This window comes from Roseibium porphyridii (assembly GCF_026191725.2).
GTDB lineage: Bacteria > Pseudomonadota > Alphaproteobacteria > Rhizobiales > Stappiaceae > Roseibium > Roseibium porphyridii.
Map to the genome: position 1 here is coordinate 5,728,977 of NZ_CP120863.1, position 20,528 is coordinate 5,749,504.

Here is a 20,528-nt window from a genome sequence, read left to right on the forward strand (position 1 = left end):
GGTCTATTCGGCAGCGGCCTGGTCCGCCTGTTCAGGCCGAGCCGGGAAAGCGCATGTGACCGTTGTGCCATTGCCCTCATCGGAATCGATCTCAACCGAACCACCATGGAGCTCAACGAAGCTCTTGACGATGGCAAGACCCAAGCCAGCGCCCTGTCGCCGTGCACCCGTGTCGTGACCGACAAACCGGTTGAAGACCTGCGTCAGGATCTCTGCCGGAATGCCGTAACCATGATCCTTGACGATGAATTTTACCGTATCGTCTTCACGGCTACAGCTGACATCGACGACACCGTTTTCTTCGGAGTAGCGCACCGCATTGGCAATCAGATTGAACAGGACCTGACGCAACCGTTTTTCGTCGGCAATCATCATGCCGATATCGGCAGGTACCTGCGTCCGCAAATTAATCTTTGCTTCGGCAATCCGGTCCTTCAACCCTTCAACCGCCGCAGAGACCGTGGAGGCGACGTCAACCTCGCCGAGGTCCAATTCCATGATGCCGGCATCGAGCGTTGCCAGATCGAGAATGTCGTTGATGATGGCGAGCAGCGCCGAGGACGACGATTGGATGTATTCGGCGTATTCGCCCTGCTTTTCTGAGAGTTCGCCAAATTTCGGATCGGCCAGAAGTTGGGCAAATCCAATGATGTTCGTCAACGGCGAACGCAGCTCATAAGACACATGCTGGATGAAGGCGTTCTTGATCTGATCAGCCTGCTGCAGAGCCTCGTTCTTTTCAAGCAGCGCCCGCTCGACATTCACGCTGTCGGTCACGTCAACGAATGTGACAAGCGTGCCGCCGTCCGGCAGAGGAACCGTGGCATAGTCCAAAACGTCGCCGTTGTGCCGCTCAAGGCGACTGACATTTTGAGTACGGTTGTCCAGAAGGCCGGTAACGTTGCTGGCAAGCAGATCCCAAGCCTCTTGCTCCGTGTCGCTCAGAACACAGGCTGACACAACTTCCTTTACGTGCGGAAGTTCTGCCAGCCGATCTTCTCCGAGGCTCCAGATGCGGCCGAATGCAGGGTTCCAAAGACGAAGGCGCCCGTCAGAGCCAAACACGGCAACAGCTTCCGACAGATTGTCGAGCGTTTCGCCCTGGACCCTTGTGAGGGCATTGTACCGACTTTCCAGATCCAACTGCTCAGTCACGTTTTCATAGATATAAGTAACGCCGCCTTGCGGATGCGGATTGGCGATCACGCGCAAGGTGCGCCCATCGGGCAGGTGCCACCAGCTTTCCCGGGCTTCAAGAGACTGGTAGCTCTCCAGCATCTTGTTGCGCCAGACCCGATAGTCTGCCTGTTCAGGCAACTTGCGTGCAGCCCGGAGTGCGTCGAGCACGGCGCCGTCTTCAGGCTGGCCTTCCAGGAAGGACGGGTCCAGATCCCATAGCTGACGGAAGGCGGCATTGTAGAATTGCAGTTTGCGGTCGCTGCTGAAGATCGCGACGGCGGCAGCCAGCTGGTCCAGCGTCCGGCCGTGAAATTCCTCAGCGCGTCCCATTTCCTTGCGGGACTGTTCCAGCTCACTGATGTCCACGGCAATACCGGCTCCGCCGACATTCGCATTGACATCAGTGACTTCAAAGACGCGGCGTTCACCTGAAGCCACAATTGGAATTCGGGCTGAGAAGCAACCATCTTCAGTTCGCTTCACGGCCATGGCCGTGCGAGCTGCTGCGTCGAGGAAAGTGGCCCCTTCCTTCACGGCGGCATCTGCCGTCGGCATTTCGACCGCCTCCGCATAGGCCGCGTTCGCCCAGATCAGATTGCCTTCGGCATCTCTTTGCCAGGCAGGTGCGGGCATGGCGTCAAGCAATGCGTGCAGCATATGCAGCTCGCCTGATATCTTGGCGTTGCGTGCGGCAAGCTCGGCTTGCATCTGACGCTCGCCCGTCAGGTCGCGCAGCCGAAGCACGACGGCTCCGCCCGTCGTGCGGCCAAGTGCCTCGACATAGCTGCCGGTTCGGGTCTTCAGTGTTGTGGTGAAGGCCTCACCCGTCCGGAACAACAGGTCCAGATGCCGTTCCAGATCTCCCGCGCATTTGGCGGTCAGCCAGCTGCCGAAGGCAAGCAATTGTGCCGGAGGACGCGGAACACCGGATGTTTCGGGAAGGACGCCCCAGATCTGGGGCATTGCGCCATTGCCAGTCCAGACAATCACCCGCTGCTCGTCGGTGTTAAGCATGGCTTCAAGCCGGTCCACCCGGAACTTGAGGTCACTCTTTTCCTTTTCCAACGCGCTGGTTAGCTGGGCGGACTGCTTGCGATGACGGACAAGTGCGACGGCAGCAGTTACAGCAAACGCGCAAATGCCGCCAAAAGCACCAAACAAGATCATCGCACCGGGATTGATTGCTGCAGCGGTGTCGGCGAGCATGTCGGCATAGGCCGGAACGCTGGACAAGCCAAAGGCCGTCAACGCCGTACCACCAAGCGCAACCGTTTTCGGACTCCAATCTCGCCACGTCGCGCGTGATCGCGCGCCGTCCCTGCTGCCTTTCGGCATCTTATGATCCCCTTAGTGCCGCCTTGACCCGTTTTTTGCGGGCTGCAGCTCCCGGATTCTGGGAGCAAATCAAAGACATCTGCCTCCTGGCCTTTGATTCGCTTAAACCATAACCTTTTTGAGAATCACGCAGAAGAGTCCGTTGCTGAAAAGTTAACAGGACCCGTCAAATTGAAGGGTCCTGCATTTTTTTGTTCACAGCACCGAATCGAGGCGATCACTACATCTAGTGGATCACCAATCGCAAATCAGTACTTGTAGTGTTCCGACTTGAACGGACCAGCCTTATTAATCCCCAGATATTGGGATTGCTCGTCGGACAATTCAGTTAACGTGACACCGAGTTTTTCCAGGTGCAGACGAGCGACCTTCTCGTCCAGGTGCTTTGGCAGCACATAAACTTCGTTCTTGTACTCGTTGCCTTTGGTGTAGAGTTCGATCTGCGCCAGAACCTGGTTGGTAAAGCTTGCAGACATCACGAAGCTCGGATGGCCTGTTGCGTTGCCGAGGTTCACCAGACGTCCCTGCGACAGCAGGATCATGCGCTTTCCATCCGGAAATTCATACATGTCCACCTGATCCTTGACCGGGCGCAGCTTTGTGTTCTTCAAAGCGGCAACCTGGATCTCGTTGTCGAAGTGGCCAATGTTACAGACGATCGCCATGTCCTTCATGCCACGCATGTGGTCAAAGGTGATGATGTCCTTGTTACCGGTTGCGGTGACATAAATGTCGCCCTCCGGCAGTGCCTGCTCCATGGTCTTGACTTCAAAGCCGTCCATGGACGCCTGCAAGGCACAAATCGGATCGATTTCAGTGACGATCACGCGGGCACCTGCTCCGGCGAGTGACTGTGCAGAACCCTTGCCGACATCGCCGTAACCGCAAACCACCGCAACCTTACCAGACATCATGACATCGGTGCCGCGACGGATACCGTCGACCAGAGATTCGCGGCAACCGTAGCGGTTGTCGAACTTGGACTTGGTGACACTGTCATTGACGTTGATTGCCGGGAACGGCAACGAGCCGTTTTTCTGCATCTCGTAAAGACGCAGAACGCCCGTTGTGGTTTCTTCCGAAACACCCTGGATCAGGCTCTTCTGTTTCGTGAACCAGCCCGGGTTTGCAGCCATGCGCTTTTTGATCTGCGCAAAGAGACATTCCTCTTCTTCAGACGTCGGATTTTCAATGAGACCGGTTTCTCCGGCCTCGACCCGTGCGCCAAGCAGGATGTACAGCGTTGCGTCGCCGCCATCATCGAGGATCATGTTCGCACCTTCGGGGAAGTCGAAGATCTTGTCGGCATAATCCCAGTATTCTTCCAGCGTTTCACCCTTGATGGCGAAAACCGGAACGCCCGATGCGGCGATGGCTGCTGCTGCCTGATCCTGTGTCGAATAGATGTTGCAGGACGCCCAGCGAACTTCAGCACCGAGTGCAACTAGCGTTTCAATCAATACCGCGGTCTGGATGGTCATATGCAATGACCCGGCGATGCGAGCGCCCTTAAGCGGTTTGCTTTCACCGAATTCAGCACGGCAAGCCATCAGGCCCGGCATTTCGTGTTCGGCAATTTCAATCTCGGTACGGCCCCAGTCGGCGAGCCCGATGTCCTTGACAATGTAGTCGGTCATTAATGTGTCCTGCTGTTTGAGCCAGCGTTAAAGGCCAGGCCTTGAGAAGGGCATTGAGCCAGCCGGTGACTTGAAACGAGACAAGTATGGCGGCAGCCCCAGGCTGATTTCCGAAATGCTTCCCGGAAATCCTGCGGCGGTTTATACCTGCCCAACGAACATGACGCAATAAAGATATAAAGAATTCTTTATATCATTTAAAATTCCTTGCCAGGCCTCAATTCAGCAGTTCAACAAGAACGTCGAAAGTGACGGAAACATCGTCATTGGCTTCCGCAGAAAGATACACGACTGTCACGCCATGCTCCGGGACATGTCGCACATCAGCGGAAAATCCGACATCGCCACCTGAGTGACCAACCACTTGTCCCAGATCCGGATCGGTTTCGATTTCAACTCCCATACCGTAGCCCTCACCAATCGGGTCTTGCAGCAGACGCACGATGCTGTTCCGGCTCAAGACGTCGCCCTCGTTGAAGAGAGCACGATAGAACGACGCGATGTCTTCGGCGTTTGCCACCAGTCCACCATCGCCAAACCCGAAACCGATGAGAAAGGCGTCAACAGGCTGGAGGCCGCTGCCAAAGTCCTCATTTCCCTGCACGAAGTCATCCGGCCCCACACCAAACCCGAGGACCTGCACCTCTTTGATACCGGTCGGTAGGAAAATATTTTCCGAGAACATCCTGTTCATCGAAGAGCCGGTTGCCTCTTCAAGAATGATCTGTGCCAGCAGGTAGTTGCTGTTGGAATAGTCATAAGCGTTTCCAGGAGCAAAGAGACGGCCCTCATCCGCAATCGTCCCAACAGCCCAGTGAAGAATTTCCCTAGCGGTCTCGCCCGCCGCGACCCTGGACAGGCTTTCCAGATAATACGCTTCGTCCAGATAGTCCGGCAGCCCGCTTGTCATGGTAAGCAGATGAGCAATGGTCAGATGATCCGCGCCGCCGAGCCCGTCAATGACGTTACTCGGCAACCACTTTGACACCTTGTCATCAATGTTCAGCACGCTCTTTTCATGAAGCTGCAGCAAGGCAACGGACAAAAACAGCTTGCCGAGCGAAGCAGTCAGAAAACGACTGTTACGCGCAGTTGGATGACCAGATGGCCGTTCCACGCCACAGGTCAGCCAAGCCTTCGCGTCAGGTGCCTGGACATAGAGAACCCGAGCCGGTCCGTGCGGCGAGCAATCCGACCCATGAATGTCCTGAAGGAGCTCTTCCAGATCGTTAGTTGTTTGCGCATGCAGCGGCAGCACAATTGCAACAATTAGGATCGAGAAAAGACATGCGAGGCAAGACAGGCTGCGCATCACGAACTGACCTTACTTTCTGTAGAGGTCTTCACGTGTTGGCGGCATGCCGGACAGGCCCTTGGTCCGCCGAGAGGTCACCGTCTGAAAAATACCAATCGAACCACGTTCAAAACCCAGCGAGACGCCGATCAGATAGGCCAACCAAAGACGGTATTTCTCTTCGCCGATTTCGGCGATGGCCGCATCCTTGACCGCCATCAGGTTCTCGGCCCACAACCGTGTGGTTCTGGCGTAATGCTCGCGCCAGGCTTCCACGTCGTGCACTTCGAAGCCATGAGCTTCGAGATTGGTCAATGTCCAACCGATATGGTCGACCTCTCCACCGGGAAAGATATAGCGCACAAGTGCCTGATATTCCGGCTTCTTACGGCGGAAGGCTTTCAAATCCTTCTTGCCGCGCCGGGTGATCGCATGGTGGAGGTAAAGCCCGCGCGGCTTTAACAGGCGGTGCACGCTCTGGAAATAATTGTCATAGTTGTCGAGACCGACAGCTTCGAACATTCCGATGGAAGAGATCTTGTCGAACTTGCCATCCATCTCGCGATAATCGATCAGCTTGACCGAGACCTTGTCTTCCAGTCCACGCTCTTTGATCCGTTCTTCAGCGAGTTTCAGCTGCTCTTCGGCCAGCGTGACACCGACAGCGTTTACGCCATAGTGTTCGGCAGCGTGACAGATGAGCGCGCCCCAGCCGCAACCGATATCGAGCATGCGCTCGCCGGGCTTCAGTCGCAGTTTCCGGCAAATCATGTCCAGCTTGTCTTTTTGAGCTGTCGCCAGATCGTTCGACCAGTCCGTGAAATAGGCACAGGTGTAGACCATCTCCGGATCCAGAAAGAGACGATAGAAGTCATTGGAGACATCATAATGAAAGGCAATGTCGTCCTTTCGACTGCCAGAGCTGCGGTCTGCTGCACGTCCGGCGTCCAGCCCGTCGGTCTGCCCTTTAACGGCATTGCTGCCCAACAGAAGCGGCAATGCGTTTTTCAGAAGCAAAGTCTTTTTCAAGCGCTTCCGAATTTCGCGGCCTTTGACCTTGGGTCTTTTGTCCGCAAAATCAAAAATTGTGCCGCCGCGTGGGTCGATCCTGCCTTCGGAGTAAAGGTCGACGACCGTCTTGATGCCCGGACGGCGCAACAATTGCGTCAGCGCCGTTTGACCGAGCGCGATCCGCATTCCATTTTCCGGCAATTCGGGAGGCACCCGGCTTCCGTCCCAGAGTTCAAATCCGAACTCAAGCTCGAGCGCTTCATGAATATGGGTCAAAACGGCTGTTGCGGATGAAATCAACCGGTCTTCGGAGTTTCCTGCCATCGTTCTCCTCAATAAAGCTGACGGGAATGGCCCGAAGGTTGCGGAACGGGCAATAAGAGTCAGTCAGTCTCGCCGAAACCGCTTTCAACCAGTTCTGAAATCGCTGTCAAAGCCTCTTCAGCGTCAACACCTGCAACACAGACCTTGATGCAGCACCCCGGGCTGGCAGCCAACATCATCAATCCCATGATCGACGTGCCACCAACTGTCTGACCGTCTTTGGACACGTTGACTTCTGCCTCGAAGGTTTCGACCAGTTTCACAAGTTTAGCCGATGCCCGCGCATGAAGGCCGCGCCGGTTCACAATGGTGAGATCTCTTTCCAACGGTGTGTCTGCTGTCATGTTTTTTATTAGTTCTGTCCCGACAGCACCTGACTAGCAACGGAAATGTATTTTTGCCCAGCCTGGCGAGCCTCGTCGACAGCTTCTGCCAATTCGCGATCTGCCCTGACACTGGCCAGTTTGATGAGCATGGGCAGATTGACGCCGGCAACCACCTCGACGGACTTGCTGTCCATAACCGAGATTGCCAGGTTCGACGGTGTTCCACCGAACATATCGGTCAGCAAAACCACACCCTTGCCGGAATTGGCTGCTTCGACGGCCGTTAGAATGTCCTGCCGACGCTGCTCCATATCGTCATCCGGACCTATGGAAATGGTTTCGACCTGTTCCTGAGGCCCGACAACATGCTCCAGCGCCGCCTTGAATTCCTCGGCGAGACGCCCGTGGGTCACAAGTACTAGTCCAATCATGTGTCGTTCGGCCTGACTATCGTGTGTTATCTGCTCAGGGTTCCGGTCAGAACCCGGAACGCGCCGGGCGTTTATCAGTCTGATGCACTCTCTTCAACCGTTTGCAGACATGCAAGCAAAAAAGATCCTCGATCCCTTAAATATAATCCAGGTTCCCTGGAAACAGCGCGCGAAGCGCCCAACGGATCATACGCATGCTATTGACTGGCCGGTCTTCAGGACACTTCAGAGCCGGGACCTGAATGCCCTCGAGCATCACATGATCCAATCGGTTTTCAGGTAGCCGTTCCAAATCACTCAACGGCTGAAGGTCAATGACAAGATGCACCTGCGCCCGGTGGTCAACTGCCTGTTCAACCAGACCGAAACCACGCACTTCCATTCGTCCACGGATCGCCTCCGGCGCTTCAGCGAGAAGCCGTGTCCCCTTGCCACTCAAATAAACATAGTCGTCCGAAACGAGCCGCCCGAAGTTTCCTCGAGACGAGGCCGCTTCTATCAGAAGGTCACACAGTGAGGTCTTGCCGCTTCCGGCGCTTCCCCGGATCAACAATCCGATCGTGCCGACAATGGCACAATTCGCATGGACGGCTTCAGCTGTCACTTACCCGGTCCAAGCGGCAGATAGATTACAAACCTTGCCCCGGCGATTTTCTGGCTGCCATCCGCGCCCTGCTCAATACGGTTCGTCGCCGTCAGCGTGCCGCCATGCGCCTCGATGATCTGCCGTGAAATCGACAGGCCGAGACCTGAATTGTTTCCGAACCCTTCGCCGTCTGGCCGGTCGGTATAAAAGCGCTCAAAGATCCGGTCGGTGTTTTCCGCACGGATGCCCGGGCCATCATCATCGACCATGATCTTGAACCCACGCCCCTCCCGGCTGAGATCAACCCGAACAGTTCCGCTTGACGGAGAAAAGGAACGGGCATTGTCGAGAAGGTTGCTCATGACCTGACCCAGGCGAATGTCATGACCTTGCATTTCGTAGGGCTTGGCGCCTTGAGCATCAGCGACTGCCAACTTGACGCTGGCATCGTCAGCACCGGCCGTCTGATTGGCCGCGTCCGCCATGTTGCGCAGCAATTCCGCAATATCGATGGTTTCAGCCTGGATCCTGGCAAGCTCCGCATCGAGACGCGAAGCATCGGAAATATCGCTGATCAACCGATCGAGACGGCGCACATCGTGCTGGATGACTTCCATCAATCGATCCTGCGAGTTCTTCGACTTGGCCAGCGGCAACGTCTCAACGGCACTCCGCAAAGAGGTCAGCGGGTTCTTCAGTTCATGCGCAACATCCGCCGCGAACCGCTCAATCGCATCGATCTTGTCGTAGAGCGCATTTGTCATCTCGCGGAAGGAGCGGGCCAGATGGCCGATTTCATCCTGACGATCTGAAAAATCCGGGATCTCCTCACGCGAGGCCGAAGATCCACGCCTTACCCGGTCGGCAGCGGCAGCAAGACGGCGCACCGGTCCTGCGATCGTTCCCGCCAACAGGATTGACAAAAGGATCGTGACGGTCGCAGCAAATAGAAAGACCCTGATGATCGCTATTCGCTCCGCGCGGACGATGGCATCAATATCCCCACCCTGCGTGGAGAGTAGCAGCGCTCCCAAAACCGCCCGGAACCGCTGGATCGGAACGGAAACCGAGACAATCAATTCACCCCTTTGGGAAATTCGCGTCACGCTCGCCGGGGACCCGGCAAGCGCAGCTTCGACTTCCGGATAAGCCCGGCCATCGCCTCCACCGACTTCCTGATAAAGTGGCAAGTCACCCTGCTGAAGCCAGCGCTTGGTCCATTGCCAGAGCGAATTCCAAAATCCCTCTTCTTCTGCCGTAGGCGGCGGCAGATCAAAGCGCAGGATCTGGGCACTGGAATAAAGATGCCGGGAATCGAGGATCAAGATGCCTTCAGGGTCATAGATCCTCGCCCGCGTTTTTGTCGGCGAAATCAGACGGCGCAATACCGGTCCAACCCGCTCGGGATTGATCGGAAAGTCCAGGCTGTCGAGATCGTCGGTTGTCGGCGTTATGCTCTCACCTGCCTGCAGCTGTAAAAGGCGTTCAGGGTCAACCGTGATCGTGCCGGTATCGACCGTGGCCGAAGCTGCAATCGCACCGGCAATGATTTCACCTTGAGTGAGCAGGCTCTGAACACGGGCATCAATCAGTCCGGCGCGAAACTGATTGAGGTACAAAATGCCGATTACGAGCGCCAGCAGACCAACAAGGTTGATCGCGATGATCCGCCGCGTCAATGACGACAGCACGTAGGTTCCGAAGATCCGGCCCAGCTGATTGAGAAGGCGCCTGCGAATGCGCTTGTTGCCGAGACGGCGCAAGCGCGAGCGCTCCGAACCGTTTGCAGGTTCGGTTACCGTGCCGTCTTCGACGCTCTCGCTTTCAACCGCCATTCAGGCTCGCTCTAAGGTATTTGGACGCTTGCGGTCCAGTCAGGCTTCCCGGAACCGGTAGCCAACACCATAAAGTGTTTCGATCATGTCGAAGTCGTCGTCAACAACCTTGAACTTTTTCCGGAGACGTTTGATGTGGCTGTCGATGGTCCGGTCGTCGACATAGACCTGATCATCATAGGCTGCATCCATCAACGCGTTTCGGCTTTTAACGACACCCGGGCGCTGCGCCAAGGCGGACAGGATCAGGAATTCCGTAACAGTGAGAGTGACCGGCTTGTTGTTCCAGGTGCAGGTGTGCCGTTCCTGGTCCATCACAAGCTGGCCACGTTCCAGCAGTTTGTCGGCGTCGTCACGCGGGGCAGAGGCATCCTTTGGCTGAGCCCGGCGCAACACCGCGCGCACACGCTCGACCAGCAGACGCTGCGAAAACGGTTTGCGGATGAAATCGTCTGCACCCATCTTCAGACCGAACAATTCGTCGATCTCATCATCTTTCGATGTCAGGAAGATTACCGGCAAATCGGAGTTCTGACGAAGACGGCGAAGCAATTCCATCCCGTCCATGCGCGGCATCTTGATATCGAAGATCGCCAGCTCCGGCGGATCGGTCTGCAATCCGTCCAAAGCCGATGTTCCATCGGTGTAAGACTGGACGCGATACCCTTCCGCCTCCAGTGCAATTGAGACTGAGGTCAAAATATTACGGTCGTCATCGACCAAGGCAATTGTCGGCATGCTTTGTGTTTCCATTTCCGGCTACGCACCGATGGCAAGCTTTAGTGTATCACACAGCGTTTGGCCTGCTAAATGCGCATAAATTAAGGCAAACCGCATGAAGAGATGCGTTGAAAATCTGAAAATCGCCCCTACGGAAAGCATTGATGGAGTGCGCGCCGAGAAAATTCAAGATGTCGCGGACCGTAAGATCAATAAAGGCGTTTGACGCGACCAAGCAATGAGCACGGCCTCAGATTCGACCAGGCGGATACGCGAGTCTTGCGCGTTTTCTTTCGATTTTTTCGCCAATTCGAACATTCCGAAGGTTTCGGTTTTTTATTCGCGATCCAAATTAAACATCGGAAAATAAACGCGGGATTTTAATCGATTAAACAATGACATAGCACTTTTGGTGGTCTTGCTGCCCCTTGGGCATTCCACTACGTTCGCAGCCCTCAGCGCCGGATCTGTCAACATTTTTGCTTGTCCGGCAGCGACAAACACGCCCACATCACGAGGACTGCGGGAACATGAAAGAAGTCGGTGTCAGGAATCCTTCCAAAGGTTGCGATATTTTTGGTTTTAAGGGCCTGAAGGCGCTCTATTGGAACCAGAATGAGCCTGCACTTTATGAGTATTCTCTTTCTCGTGGTGAAACCCGGCTCGCGGCCGGCGGCGCAATTGTCGCGGAAACTGGCATTCACACTGGCCGCTCCCCGAAAGACAAATTCGTCGTGAAAGACGAAAGCACCAGAGATACCGTCTGGTGGGACAACAATGCGCAAATATCCAAGGCGCAGTTCGATCAGCTTCTGTCGGATTTTCTTCAGCACGCGGAAGGAAGGGAGCTCTTCGCCCAGGACCTTTATGGCGGCGCAGACGCGACCCATCGTCTGCCGGTACGGGTCTTTACCGAATATGCCTGGCATTCGCTCTTCATTCGCAACCTGTTGCTGCGCCCTGAACTCAGCGACCTCGATGGCTTCGACCCTGAGATGACGATTGTCGATCTGCCAAGTTTCAAGGCCGATCCCGACAAACACGGCTGTCGTTCGGAAACGGTTATCGCCTGTGATCTTACCCGCAAGATCGTTCTGATCGGGGGGACGTCCTATGCCGGTGAAATGAAGAAGTCGGTCTTCACGATGCTCAATCACCTGCTGCCGGCAAAGGGCATCATGTCAATGCACTGCTCGGCAAATGTCGGCGCGCAAGGCGATACAGCGGTCTTCTTCGGCTTGTCCGGCACTGGCAAAACGACGCTCTCTGCCGATCCCAGCCGTACACTGATCGGCGACGACGAACATGGATGGAGCGAAAGCGGCGTCTTCAACTTCGAAGGCGGCTGTTATGCCAAGACTATCAAGCTCTCCAGGGAAGCCGAGCCAGAGATTTTTTCCACGACACAGCGTTTCGGTACAGTCCTTGAAAACGTCGTCCTGGATGCTGCGCGGGTCCCGGATTTCGACGACGGGTCAAAAACCGAGAACACACGAGCTGCCTACCCGATCCACTTCATTTCGAATGCAAGCGATACGGGCTGCGCGCCGATGCCAAAAACCATCATCATGCTGACAGCAGATGCGTTTGGCGTGATGCCGCCGATTGCGCGACTGACACCGGCTCAGGCCATGTATCACTTCCTGTCCGGGTACACGGCAAAAGTCGCAGGAACCGAAAAAGGCGTCACCGAACCCCAAGCAACATTCTCGACCTGTTTCGGAGCACCTTTCCTGCCACGCCATCCGTCAGAATACGGCAACCTTCTGAAAGAGCTGATCGCCAAGCACAATGTGGATTGCTGGCTGGTCAACACAGGCTGGACCGGTGGTGCTCACGGAACCGGCCATCGCATGCCGATCAAGGCCACACGCACTTTGTTGCAGGCCGCTCTTTCCGGCAGTTTGAATGGTGCAGAATTCCGAACGGATCCCAATTTCGGTTTCGAAGTCCCTGTTGCGGTCTCCGGCGTCGAGACAAAAATGCTCACGCCGCGGGAAACATGGGCCGACAAGGATGCTTATGACATACAGGCATCGAAACTCGTCCAGATGTTTGTCGACAATTTCGAGACCTTTGAAGCCCATGTCGATGGCGCTGTCCTGAGCGCTGCACCGGCCTTGCGGGTCGCTGCTGAATAAAAGCCCAATAACATTGTCCCACACAACTTGATCGGCGCCGGGCCTTCCGGCGCCGTTTTTCTTTTAGGCCCGTGACCGGTCAAGACCGCTCGCACAACGCGACGTCGACTTGGACTTAAGCGCACTTTCTTAGCCGTCAGAAAAGCCTATATTGAGAACTCCTGCGACCGAACCGGGCTCACGAAGGAGCGCTCTTCATGACCACCGAAACTTCCTCGATACCCGACGTATTGAAAACCGCCGAGGCTTGGCGAAACTCAGGTCGACCCGTAGCCCTGGCCACAGTGATAGAAACCTGGGGTTCAGCTCCACGTCCGGTCGGCTCACATCTGGTGATCGACGCTGACGGCAATTTCGAGGGATCGGTCTCCGGGGGTTGCGTGGAAGGTGCCGTCGTTGCAGAGGCTATCGATGTGATCGACACCGGCCGCCCAACCACGCTTGAATTCGGTGTTGCCGACGAAACCGCCTGGCAGGTTGGACTTTCCTGCGGGGGACGTATTCGAGTTTATGTTGAACCTGTAAACTGACTTCTGGACTTGCCGTGCTTAATATTGAAACCCTTCTCGCTTTTGCCGCAGCCACCGCCCTGTTTGCCTATATGCCCGGGCCTGCATTGCTTTACACTGCTGCCCAAACGATAGCCCGAGGCAAAAAAGCTGGCTTCATGGCAGCCTTGGGCATACATCTGGGCTGCTACGTGCATGTTTTTGCCGCAGCTTTCGGCCTTTCAGCGATTTTCACCGTCGTTCCGACGCTCTATTTTGCGTTGAAGATCGTGGGAGGCATTTATCTGGTATTCTTGGGTGTACAGATGATCCGTACCCGAATGGTTGCCGGATCAACGCCTGACCTGCCTCAAAAAACAATTCGCCGGGCTTTTGTCGACAGCATCCTGGTTGAGGTCTTCAATCCCAAGGTGGCGATTTTCTTTATCGCCTTTCTTCCACAGTTCGTCAGCCCGGACGCCGGCTTTCCGATCTGGGTTCAGTTTCTGATCCTCGGCACGTTCGTCAATTGCGCATTCACGTCTGCGGACATCGTGACGGTCCTGTTTGCGAGTGAAGTGAAAAAACGTTTGACCAAATCTTCCAAAATTCAGGACCTGACACGCTGGTTAGGTGGATCGCTGCTGGTTGGACTGGGCCTCAAACTGGCAACGGACCGCGCGTGACACCATGGATCTTTCTCTTCTTCAAGAGCTGAACAGAGACCGAGAGAACCGCAATGCGGCGATCCTTGTTACCCGCATGTCGGATGGCACACAGCGGCTGGTGCACAGGGATGGGAAACTATCAAGTGATCCGCTTGCCGATGACCTTGAACGCAGGTTTCGGTCCGGCAAATCAGGAACCGTGGAAACAGACGACGGCGACTTTTTTCTGACGGTTTCCGTTCCGGCCCCTCGCCTCGTCATCATCGGTGCCGTTCATATCAGTCAGGCCCTTGTTCCAATGGCTGAAATGGCCGGACTGGACGTTACCGTGATTGACCCGAGGACCGCGTTTGCAACTGAGGATCGTTTTCCCGGCAGTTCGCTGAAGGCAGACTGGCCGGAAACTGTTCTCAAAGAGACGCCCCTTGATGCCTACACCGCCGTAGCTGCTGTCACTCATGACCCGAAGATAGATGATTTTCCTTTGATCGAAGCCCTGAAAACCGAATGTTTTTATGTAGGTGCCCTCGGAAGCAGAAAGACACATGGCAAACGCCTTGAGAGGTTCAAGGAGGCAGGGCTTACTGATCTCCATTTCGATCGCATTGATGCGCCCATCGGGCTTGATATCGGTGCGGCCTCCCCTCAGGAGATCGCGGTTGCCGTGCTCGGTTCCATCATTCTTGCCTTGCGCAAGGCTCCGGAGACCGCCAGATGAAATTCGGGCCGTGCCCTGTCGACGAAGCAACCGGCTGCATTCTGGCCCACAAGACCCGATTGGGCGAGCGCACCCTGAAAAAGGGTCATGTGCTTACCCTGCAAGACTGCAACGAGCTATCCGCGGCAGGTGAAAACAGCGTTGTCGTTGCCCGTCTTGAAGACGGCGATATCGGAGAAGACGAGGCCGCAACGCGACTTGGACTTGCTGCCAAAGGCAAAGGCATCGTCGTTGATACTGCCGCGACAGGCCGCATGAACCTAAATGCCGAGCAGGACGGTATTCTGGTGATCGACGAACAGGCGGTTACCAACGCCAACAGGATCGACCCGGCAATCACATTCGCAACGCTCGCCAATCACACCAAGGTCGCAGACGGCCGCATGGTCGCGACAGCGAAAATCATTTCTTTCGCCGTTCCGGGAGCCCAGGTGGAGGCGGCAATTGAGGCGATACACATGGCTGTTCGTATCTGCCCGTTCAAATCGCACAAGGTCGGTCTTGTTGCAACGGAGCTGCCTCACCTCAAATCGGCAACGATGGACAAGACGAGGCGAGTTCTGGAACAACGCCTGAGACCAAGCCAAAGCAACATCCTGGACGAAATTCGCGTGCCCCATTCCGAGCCGGAAGTTGCAGCCGCTATCAAGGCTCTGGCAGACAAGGGAGCCGATTTTCTGGTTCTCTTCGGAGCTTCGGCCGTGGTTGACCGGTATGATGTTCTGCCCGCCGGGCTGGACCTAGCCGGAGGCAAGGTGAAACATCTTGGAATGCCGGTTGATCCCGGCAACTTGCTCATGCTTGGGGAGTATGATGGCAAGCCTGTGCTTGGGGCTCCAGGATGCGCCCGCAGCCCGAAAGAAAACGGGTTTGACTGGGTGCTTGACCGATTGATCGCGGGCCTGGAGGTGAGGCCTGAAGATATCACGGCGATGGGCGTTGGAGGCTTGCTGATGGAAATCGGGACAAGACCACAGCCGCGCGAGGCGAGACGCACAAGCGACGCCCCCAAGGTCGCGGCAATCATACTTGCCGCCGGAAAATCGTCGCGCATGCGCGGACCCAACAAACTGCTTGCCGAACTGGATGGAAAAGCTCTCGTACGGTATGCAGCCGAAGCTGCGACCAATTCAGGTCTGAGCCAGACTGTTCTGGTGACAGGCCATCGTGCCGACGAAGTCTCAGCACCTATTGCCGATTTGCCTGTAACAGTGGTTCACAATCCGGACTTTGCTGACGGCATGGCCGGTTCGATCCGTGTCGGAATGGATGCTCTGGAGGCTGACACAGATGCCGTGATTATTCTCCTCGGAGACATGCCACGGATTGATGCAAAGGTTCTGAACACTCTCATTGCCACATATGGTGCGAAGAAGAACAACCTGATCATCACGGCAACAGCAGAAGGAAAGCGCGGAAATCCCGTGCTTTGGGACAGGCGCTATTTCTCTGCACTGAAGTCCTTGAGCGGTGATGTCGGTGCACGGCACCTGATTGCGGAAAACCCGGGCTTTGTGGCCGAAGTGGAAATCGGCGCTGCTGCCCGACTGGACCTGGATACTCCAGAGGCGCTGAAAAAGGCCGGTGGCGTCCTTCCAGAAAGCTAGCGCAGAGCACATTCTTACCAATGATTAACCCGGTATGCACTCAGCGCAAGTCCGCAATGCCAGGTATACTATTGCATTTTTGTGACATGCCGCTTATGTAATGCCTGCGCTTGCTGAAGGGTGCCCATGGAGGGTTGGACTGAGTTGAGGTCCGAAGCGCCTATAAATCCGATTTCTAACAAGAGCTGTTCGGATCCTCTCCTCCCGAGGATGGTCGAGCGCTTTTGTTGCTTGGCGAGAATAAAGGAAAACGACATGGCTGACTTGTCTCTCCCGCGTCCGGGCTGCTGTAAATGGGCAGAAGGCGATGCTGGTAACTACATCTTCCCGTGCAATAACCGCGTTGAAGCGGGCGTTTCTTATTGCTCAGAACACAGCGCAATCGTCTACATCCCGCCGGAAGAGCGTCGTCGCAACCGGTCAGGTGGTGGCGGTATGAGCCTGTCCTTCCGCCGTGCGGCCTAACTGAATTCAAGCTGCTCAGAAACAATAGCAGTTCTTTCGTGGGTCTCCCACGTACCTTTAGACCCGGTCTCTATGGCCGGGTTTTTTATTGTCTGATCGCAAGATATCTCTGGGCGATCCAAGCTTGATCTGACAACAAAGAAACCCAATACAACCATAGGGTCAACCTTGATAGTTCTGCGCTATTAAAAATTTAGATACGATGTAAATTCTACTTATATTCTGTATTTAATTATTTCCAACACCTTTTAATTTCGTTGAGATTACGCGAATACTAAAGTTTTCAGAGACAGTTTTCTTAAAGTTGTAAACATTAATCTTTTATTGCGAATGCTCGTGTACGTAATAATGGTCTATATTCGATCCAGGCAGACCAATCGAAAAAGGGCGAGTCCTGTATGGAAGTCTCGCAACCGCCAAACGAATCCGATCGGCTCAAGGCACTTCATGCCTTGCAGATCCTGCATTCTGAAAGATTGCCGGAGTTTGATGCTGTCGTTGAGGCTATCGCCACGGTATTTGAGTGCCCAATATCGCTGATATCCATTGTTGATAAAGACCAGCAGTGGTTCAAAGCCAAATGCGGTCTCGACGCCGACAGCACATCGCGAGATGTATCCTTTTGCCAGCATGCGATCCTTTCCGACGACCTGTTCGTCATTCCAGATGCCCGAAAAGACGCTCGCTTTCGCGACAATCCTTTGGTCACAGGTGACCCGTTCATTCGTTTTTACGCCGGCTGTCCGATATCCATCGATGGTAAGAACAGGTTGGGCACCTTGTGTGTCATCGACCGCGAGCCAAGGTCGCCGAGCGACGCACAGTTGGCGCAACTCAAACGATTCGGAAAAATTGTAGAGGGCTTGATCAAGTCGCACAGGGCGGAACTGCAGGTGCAGGATGCCCTCGACAAGGCCGAAGCGGAGAGCCGGCTCGCCACACAGGAAAGCGAACTCCTTGAAGAAATTGCGACTGTCTCCGGTGTCGGCGGTTGGGAACTGGATCTCGACACCAACCAATTGATCTGGACAGACAAAACCCGGGAGCTGCACGAGGTTGACGCCGATTTTGTTCCCAGCGTCGATACCGCGCTTTCTTTCTATGCACCCGATGGACGTGAAATCATAAGTGATGCGGTTGCCCGTGGCATTGAAGAAGGTATCGGCTGGGATGTCGAACTGCCTTTCATAACCGCAAAGGGCAACGAACTCTGGGTCCGGGCTGCCGGACGACCCATTTTCGAAAACGGCCGCGTTTGCAGATTGGTTGGAGCATTCCAGGACATCACCGAACGGCTTATGTCCGAAAAAGCTGTCCGTAGCTCCGAAGCCGTGCAGCGTACGACACTGGAAACCCTTCGCGAGGGTATCCTGGTTCTGAGCGCAACCGGACGGATCCAGTCACTCAATCCGGCCGCAGCAAAAATGCTCGGCCTCACCGCAAAAACTGCAGCGGGCCAAAATGTCCAGGATCTTATTGCAAATATCCGGTTTCAAACAGAAGACGGCAAGGCGGACGATGACGTTCTGACCAGAGCCGCAAAACTGCCGCACGAAGTCAACAACCACATCGTCAAGATGAACCGTTCAGGTGTGTCTTCATCAGTCTGGCTTCGGATTGATGCAAATGCCACGGCGAGCGCTGGCGGAGCCGGATTGGATCTCACCGTTGTTTCGCTCGCGGACATTACCGAGACAAAACTCCAGGCTGAAACGCTTCAGGTCGTCTTCGACAACATTCACGGCGGACTTGTCTACTACGATGAAAACCGTCGCCTTGCCGCCAACAATGATTATTTTCAGCAGCTGTTGAAGCTGCCGGAAGAGTTTATTGACACAAAAGCATCGCTCCAGGAAGTGGCCGGTTTCCTGGCTCGCCGCGGAGATTTTGGACCGGGAGACCCCGATCAGCTCATCAAGGAACGCTTTTCAGTTTTCGACAATCCCGAGCCACACGTTTACGAGCGCGCCGGGCCAGACGATACGACGCTTGAAATTCGAGGAAACCCGACACCCAGTGGCGGCCTCGTAACAAGTATCTTCGATATCACGGAGCGCAAGCGGACTGAACAGTCACTCAAGATCTCGGAGGCCGTCAATCGTGCCACCCTGGCTGCTGTGTCCGAAGGCATCTTGTTGTTTGATTCAAACGGCATCATTCAGGTCTGCAATCCGGCAGCTGCCGCCATGGTAGGGTACCGAGCAGATGAATTGGTCGGAATGGCGGTTCAGGACCTGGACGTCAACATACAGTGCAGCCTCAATGGTCAGCATTGCGACCCGTTCGTTCTTGCCGTGGATGATCCCGATTTCGTTACGGACCTGATTGCGAGCATCACGCCTCACGATAGCGAGACCAGCATCTGGTTGCGAGTAAACGCGAGATCAATCGACCCTTCCGAAGAATTCGGCCTGAAGGGCGTTGTCGTTTCGATGGCCGACATTACGGAAACGAAAGCGCAGGCTGATCAGCTTCAAATCATTTTTGACAATGTGCCTGGCGGCTTTGCCTATTTCGACGCAGGCCATCAGCTGGCCTTCTACAATGACGAATTGATCGAAACATTGCAGGTTCCTCGCGATCTCCTGGAACAGAAGCTGCACTTGCTCGACTATTACAAGTTCAATGCTCAACGCGGGGACTATGGCCCTGGCGACCCGGAAGTTCTTGCACTGGAAAGGTTCAAGGCGTACCCACCTGATCAGCCCCACGCATTTGAACGGTCGACGTCAGACGGTCGCTATCTCGACATCAGGAGCACGCCGCTGCCAAGTGGCGGCTTCATCTACAATTTCTTCGACATCTCCGAACGGCGGCGCATGGAAGAGAAGATTGCGGAAAGCGAACGCCAGGCGCATCTGCGCGGTGACGAACTTGAAGCTATTCTTGCCAATATGCGTCAGGGCGTCAGCGTTTTTGACAAGACCGGACGTTTGTCTCTTTGGAACCAACAGTATCTCGAGATTTTCGGCAAACCGGAAGGTGAAGTTCGCAAGGGTGCAAGCCTCGTCGAGCTGATTGAGGCCGAAAAGGCACGCGGCGAGTTTGATGGAGATGTCAAAGCTCATGTCATGGATCTGATGATCCAACTGTCCGCCGGTGATGTCGTCCGTTCCAAATTCAAACACCCGAGTGGCAGGGTGGTCAGTGCCGTTCATGCCCCGATGCCGGGCGGTGGTTGGATTGGCACCCATGAGGACATCACGTCGCAAGAACTGGCTGCTGAAAAAATCGAATACGCGGCACATCACGATATGCTCACCGGTCTTGCCAACAGAACACTGTTCAACAAGACACTCGATGAAGCTCTCGACCGCGCCATTCTTTCAGAGCACACGGGCGATCTGCTCTTACTGGACCTGGACCGTTTCAAACCAGTCAATGACACGTACGGTCACGATGTCGGAGATGAAATTCTCAAACAGGTCGCCGAACGAATGAAGGCGTGTGTCCGCTCAACCGACCTTATTGCGCGGCTCGGCGGTGACGAATTCGCCATTATTCTCAATTGTACCGGAGAACATACGGCTGAAATTGCTGCGCGCATTGTGAGTAACATCGAACAGCCGTTTACGGCACTTGGACACACGGTCTCCATTGGTGTGAGCGTCGGCATTTCGCCAATCTTCGGCGAAACCGAAGATGTAAGTCCGATCATCAAGCAGGCAGACATCGCTCTTTACGAAGTCAAGAAGAACGGCCGAAATGGCTTTCGGTTTTTCGACGGCAATCTGACCGACGCAACTGTCAACTAAGACAGTTT

Annotated in this window: 16 protein-coding genes; 7 read left to right on the forward strand and 9 right to left on the reverse strand. The window is 55.1% G+C overall.

Going from position 1 to position 20,528, the window contains the following annotated elements:
• Positions 1–3: 3 nt before the first annotated feature.
• The 9 genes from K1718_RS26440 to K1718_RS26480 form a co-directional block, all read right to left on the reverse strand.
• On the reverse strand, positions 4–2,514 hold the full coding sequence (locus K1718_RS26440; RefSeq protein ID WP_265680262.1) for a PAS domain-containing sensor histidine kinase: 2,511 nt from the start codon (positions 2,512–2,514) through the stop codon (positions 4–6).
• 248 nt (positions 2,515–2,762) lie between these two features.
• A complete protein-coding gene (gene ahcY, locus K1718_RS26445; protein WP_152503916.1) occupies positions 2,763–4,151 on the reverse strand; it encodes an adenosylhomocysteinase in 1,389 nt (462 codons plus the stop codon).
• Positions 4,152–4,368: 217 nt separating this feature from the next.
• Positions 4,369–5,463, reverse strand: coding sequence for a serine hydrolase domain-containing protein (locus tag K1718_RS26450; protein ID WP_265680261.1), 1,095 nt, complete (start codon positions 5,461–5,463; stop codon positions 4,369–4,371).
• 12 nt (positions 5,464–5,475) lie between these two features.
• Positions 5,476–6,780, reverse strand: coding sequence for a class I SAM-dependent methyltransferase (locus tag K1718_RS26455; protein WP_265680260.1), 1,305 nt, complete (start codon positions 6,778–6,780; stop codon positions 5,476–5,478).
• Positions 6,781–6,839: 59 nt separating this feature from the next.
• Positions 6,840–7,124, reverse strand: coding sequence for an HPr family phosphocarrier protein (locus K1718_RS26460; protein ID WP_265680259.1), 285 nt, complete (start codon positions 7,122–7,124; stop codon positions 6,840–6,842).
• Positions 7,125–7,132: 8 nt separating this feature from the next.
• A complete protein-coding gene (locus K1718_RS26465; protein ID WP_152503920.1) occupies positions 7,133–7,537 on the reverse strand; it encodes a PTS sugar transporter subunit IIA in 405 nt (134 codons plus the stop codon).
• Between the two features lie 136 nt (positions 7,538–7,673).
• Entirely contained in the window at positions 7,674–8,141 is a 468-nt protein-coding gene (locus K1718_RS26470) for an HPr kinase/phosphorylase (protein WP_152503921.1), read from the reverse strand.
• A complete protein-coding gene (locus K1718_RS26475; RefSeq protein WP_265680258.1) occupies positions 8,138–9,958 on the reverse strand; it encodes a sensor histidine kinase in 1,821 nt (606 codons plus the stop codon). The genes K1718_RS26470 and K1718_RS26475 overlap by 4 nt, the downstream gene beginning before the upstream one ends.
• A gap of 39 nt (positions 9,959–9,997) precedes the next feature.
• Complete coding sequence (locus K1718_RS26480) at positions 9,998–10,696, reverse strand: response regulator transcription factor (protein ID WP_152503923.1); 699 nt, start codon at positions 10,694–10,696, stop codon at positions 9,998–10,000.
• 512 nt (positions 10,697–11,208) lie between these two features.
• On the opposite strand from K1718_RS26480, the gene K1718_RS26485 reads away from it, so the two are divergent.
• The 7 genes from K1718_RS26485 to K1718_RS26515 all read left to right on the forward strand — a co-directional run bounded on the left by K1718_RS26485 (position 11,209) and on the right by K1718_RS26515 (position 20,520).
• Positions 11,209–12,819 carry a phosphoenolpyruvate carboxykinase gene (locus K1718_RS26485; RefSeq protein WP_265680257.1) on the forward strand — a complete coding sequence of 537 codons (1,611 nt, stop codon included), beginning with the start codon at positions 11,209–11,211 and terminating at the stop codon, positions 12,817–12,819.
• 197 nt (positions 12,820–13,016) lie between these two features.
• Entirely contained in the window at positions 13,017–13,349 is a 333-nt protein-coding gene (locus K1718_RS26490; protein ID WP_152503925.1) for an XdhC family protein, read from the forward strand.
• Positions 13,350–13,363: 14 nt separating this feature from the next.
• The gene (locus tag K1718_RS26495; RefSeq protein ID WP_265680256.1) at positions 13,364–13,993 is read left to right on the forward strand and encodes a LysE family translocator; all 630 of its coding nucleotides are present in this window, start codon (positions 13,364–13,366) and stop codon (positions 13,991–13,993) included.
• Between the two features lie 4 nt (positions 13,994–13,997).
• On the forward strand, positions 13,998–14,693 hold the full coding sequence (locus K1718_RS26500) for an XdhC family protein (protein WP_265680255.1): 696 nt from the start codon (positions 13,998–14,000) through the stop codon (positions 14,691–14,693).
• Positions 14,690–16,300, forward strand: coding sequence for a molybdopterin-binding/glycosyltransferase family 2 protein (locus K1718_RS26505; RefSeq protein ID WP_265680254.1), 1,611 nt, complete (start codon positions 14,690–14,692; stop codon positions 16,298–16,300). The genes K1718_RS26500 and K1718_RS26505 overlap by 4 nt, the downstream gene beginning before the upstream one ends.
• Before the next feature lie 255 nt (positions 16,301–16,555).
• Positions 16,556–16,765 (forward strand): hypothetical protein, encoded by a 210-nt coding sequence (locus tag K1718_RS26510; protein WP_152503928.1) that lies wholly within the window; start codon positions 16,556–16,558, stop codon positions 16,763–16,765.
• A 398-nt stretch (positions 16,766–17,163) separates the two neighbouring features.
• The gene (locus tag K1718_RS26515; RefSeq protein ID WP_265680253.1) at positions 17,164–20,520 is read left to right on the forward strand and encodes a PAS-domain containing protein; all 3,357 of its coding nucleotides are present in this window, start codon (positions 17,164–17,166) and stop codon (positions 20,518–20,520) included.
• The last annotated feature ends 8 nt before the right edge of the window (positions 20,521–20,528 follow it).

Coding starts and splice junctions, on each gene's coding strand:
- K1718_RS26475 (WP_265680258.1), bottom strand. CDS start 9,958: ATGGCGGTTGAAAGCGAGAGCGTCGAAGACGGCACGGTAACCGAACCT.
- K1718_RS26515 (WP_265680253.1), top strand. CDS start 17,164: ATGGAAGTCTCGCAACCGCCAAACGAATCCGATCGGCTCAAGGCACTT.
- ahcY (WP_152503916.1), bottom strand. CDS start 4,151: ATGACCGACTACATTGTCAAGGACATCGGGCTCGCCGACTGGGGCCGT.
- K1718_RS26510 (WP_152503928.1), top strand. CDS start 16,556: ATGGCTGACTTGTCTCTCCCGCGTCCGGGCTGCTGTAAATGGGCAGAA.
- K1718_RS26500 (WP_265680255.1), top strand. CDS start 13,998: ATGGATCTTTCTCTTCTTCAAGAGCTGAACAGAGACCGAGAGAACCGC.
- K1718_RS26485 (WP_265680257.1), top strand. CDS start 11,209: ATGAAAGAAGTCGGTGTCAGGAATCCTTCCAAAGGTTGCGATATTTTT.
- K1718_RS26455 (WP_265680260.1), bottom strand. CDS start 6,780: ATGGCAGGAAACTCCGAAGACCGGTTGATTTCATCCGCAACAGCCGTT.
- K1718_RS26460 (WP_265680259.1), bottom strand. CDS start 7,124: ATGACAGCAGACACACCGTTGGAAAGAGATCTCACCATTGTGAACCGG.
- K1718_RS26450 (WP_265680261.1), bottom strand. CDS start 5,463: ATGCGCAGCCTGTCTTGCCTCGCATGTCTTTTCTCGATCCTAATTGTT.
- K1718_RS26490 (WP_152503925.1), top strand. CDS start 13,017: ATGACCACCGAAACTTCCTCGATACCCGACGTATTGAAAACCGCCGAG.
- K1718_RS26505 (WP_265680254.1), top strand. CDS start 14,690: ATGAAATTCGGGCCGTGCCCTGTCGACGAAGCAACCGGCTGCATTCTG.
- K1718_RS26440 (WP_265680262.1), bottom strand. CDS start 2,514: ATGCCGAAAGGCAGCAGGGACGGCGCGCGATCACGCGCGACGTGGCGA.
- K1718_RS26465 (WP_152503920.1), bottom strand. CDS start 7,537: ATGATTGGACTAGTACTTGTGACCCACGGGCGTCTCGCCGAGGAATTC.
- K1718_RS26480 (WP_152503923.1), bottom strand. CDS start 10,696: ATGCCGACAATTGCCTTGGTCGATGACGACCGTAATATTTTGACCTCA.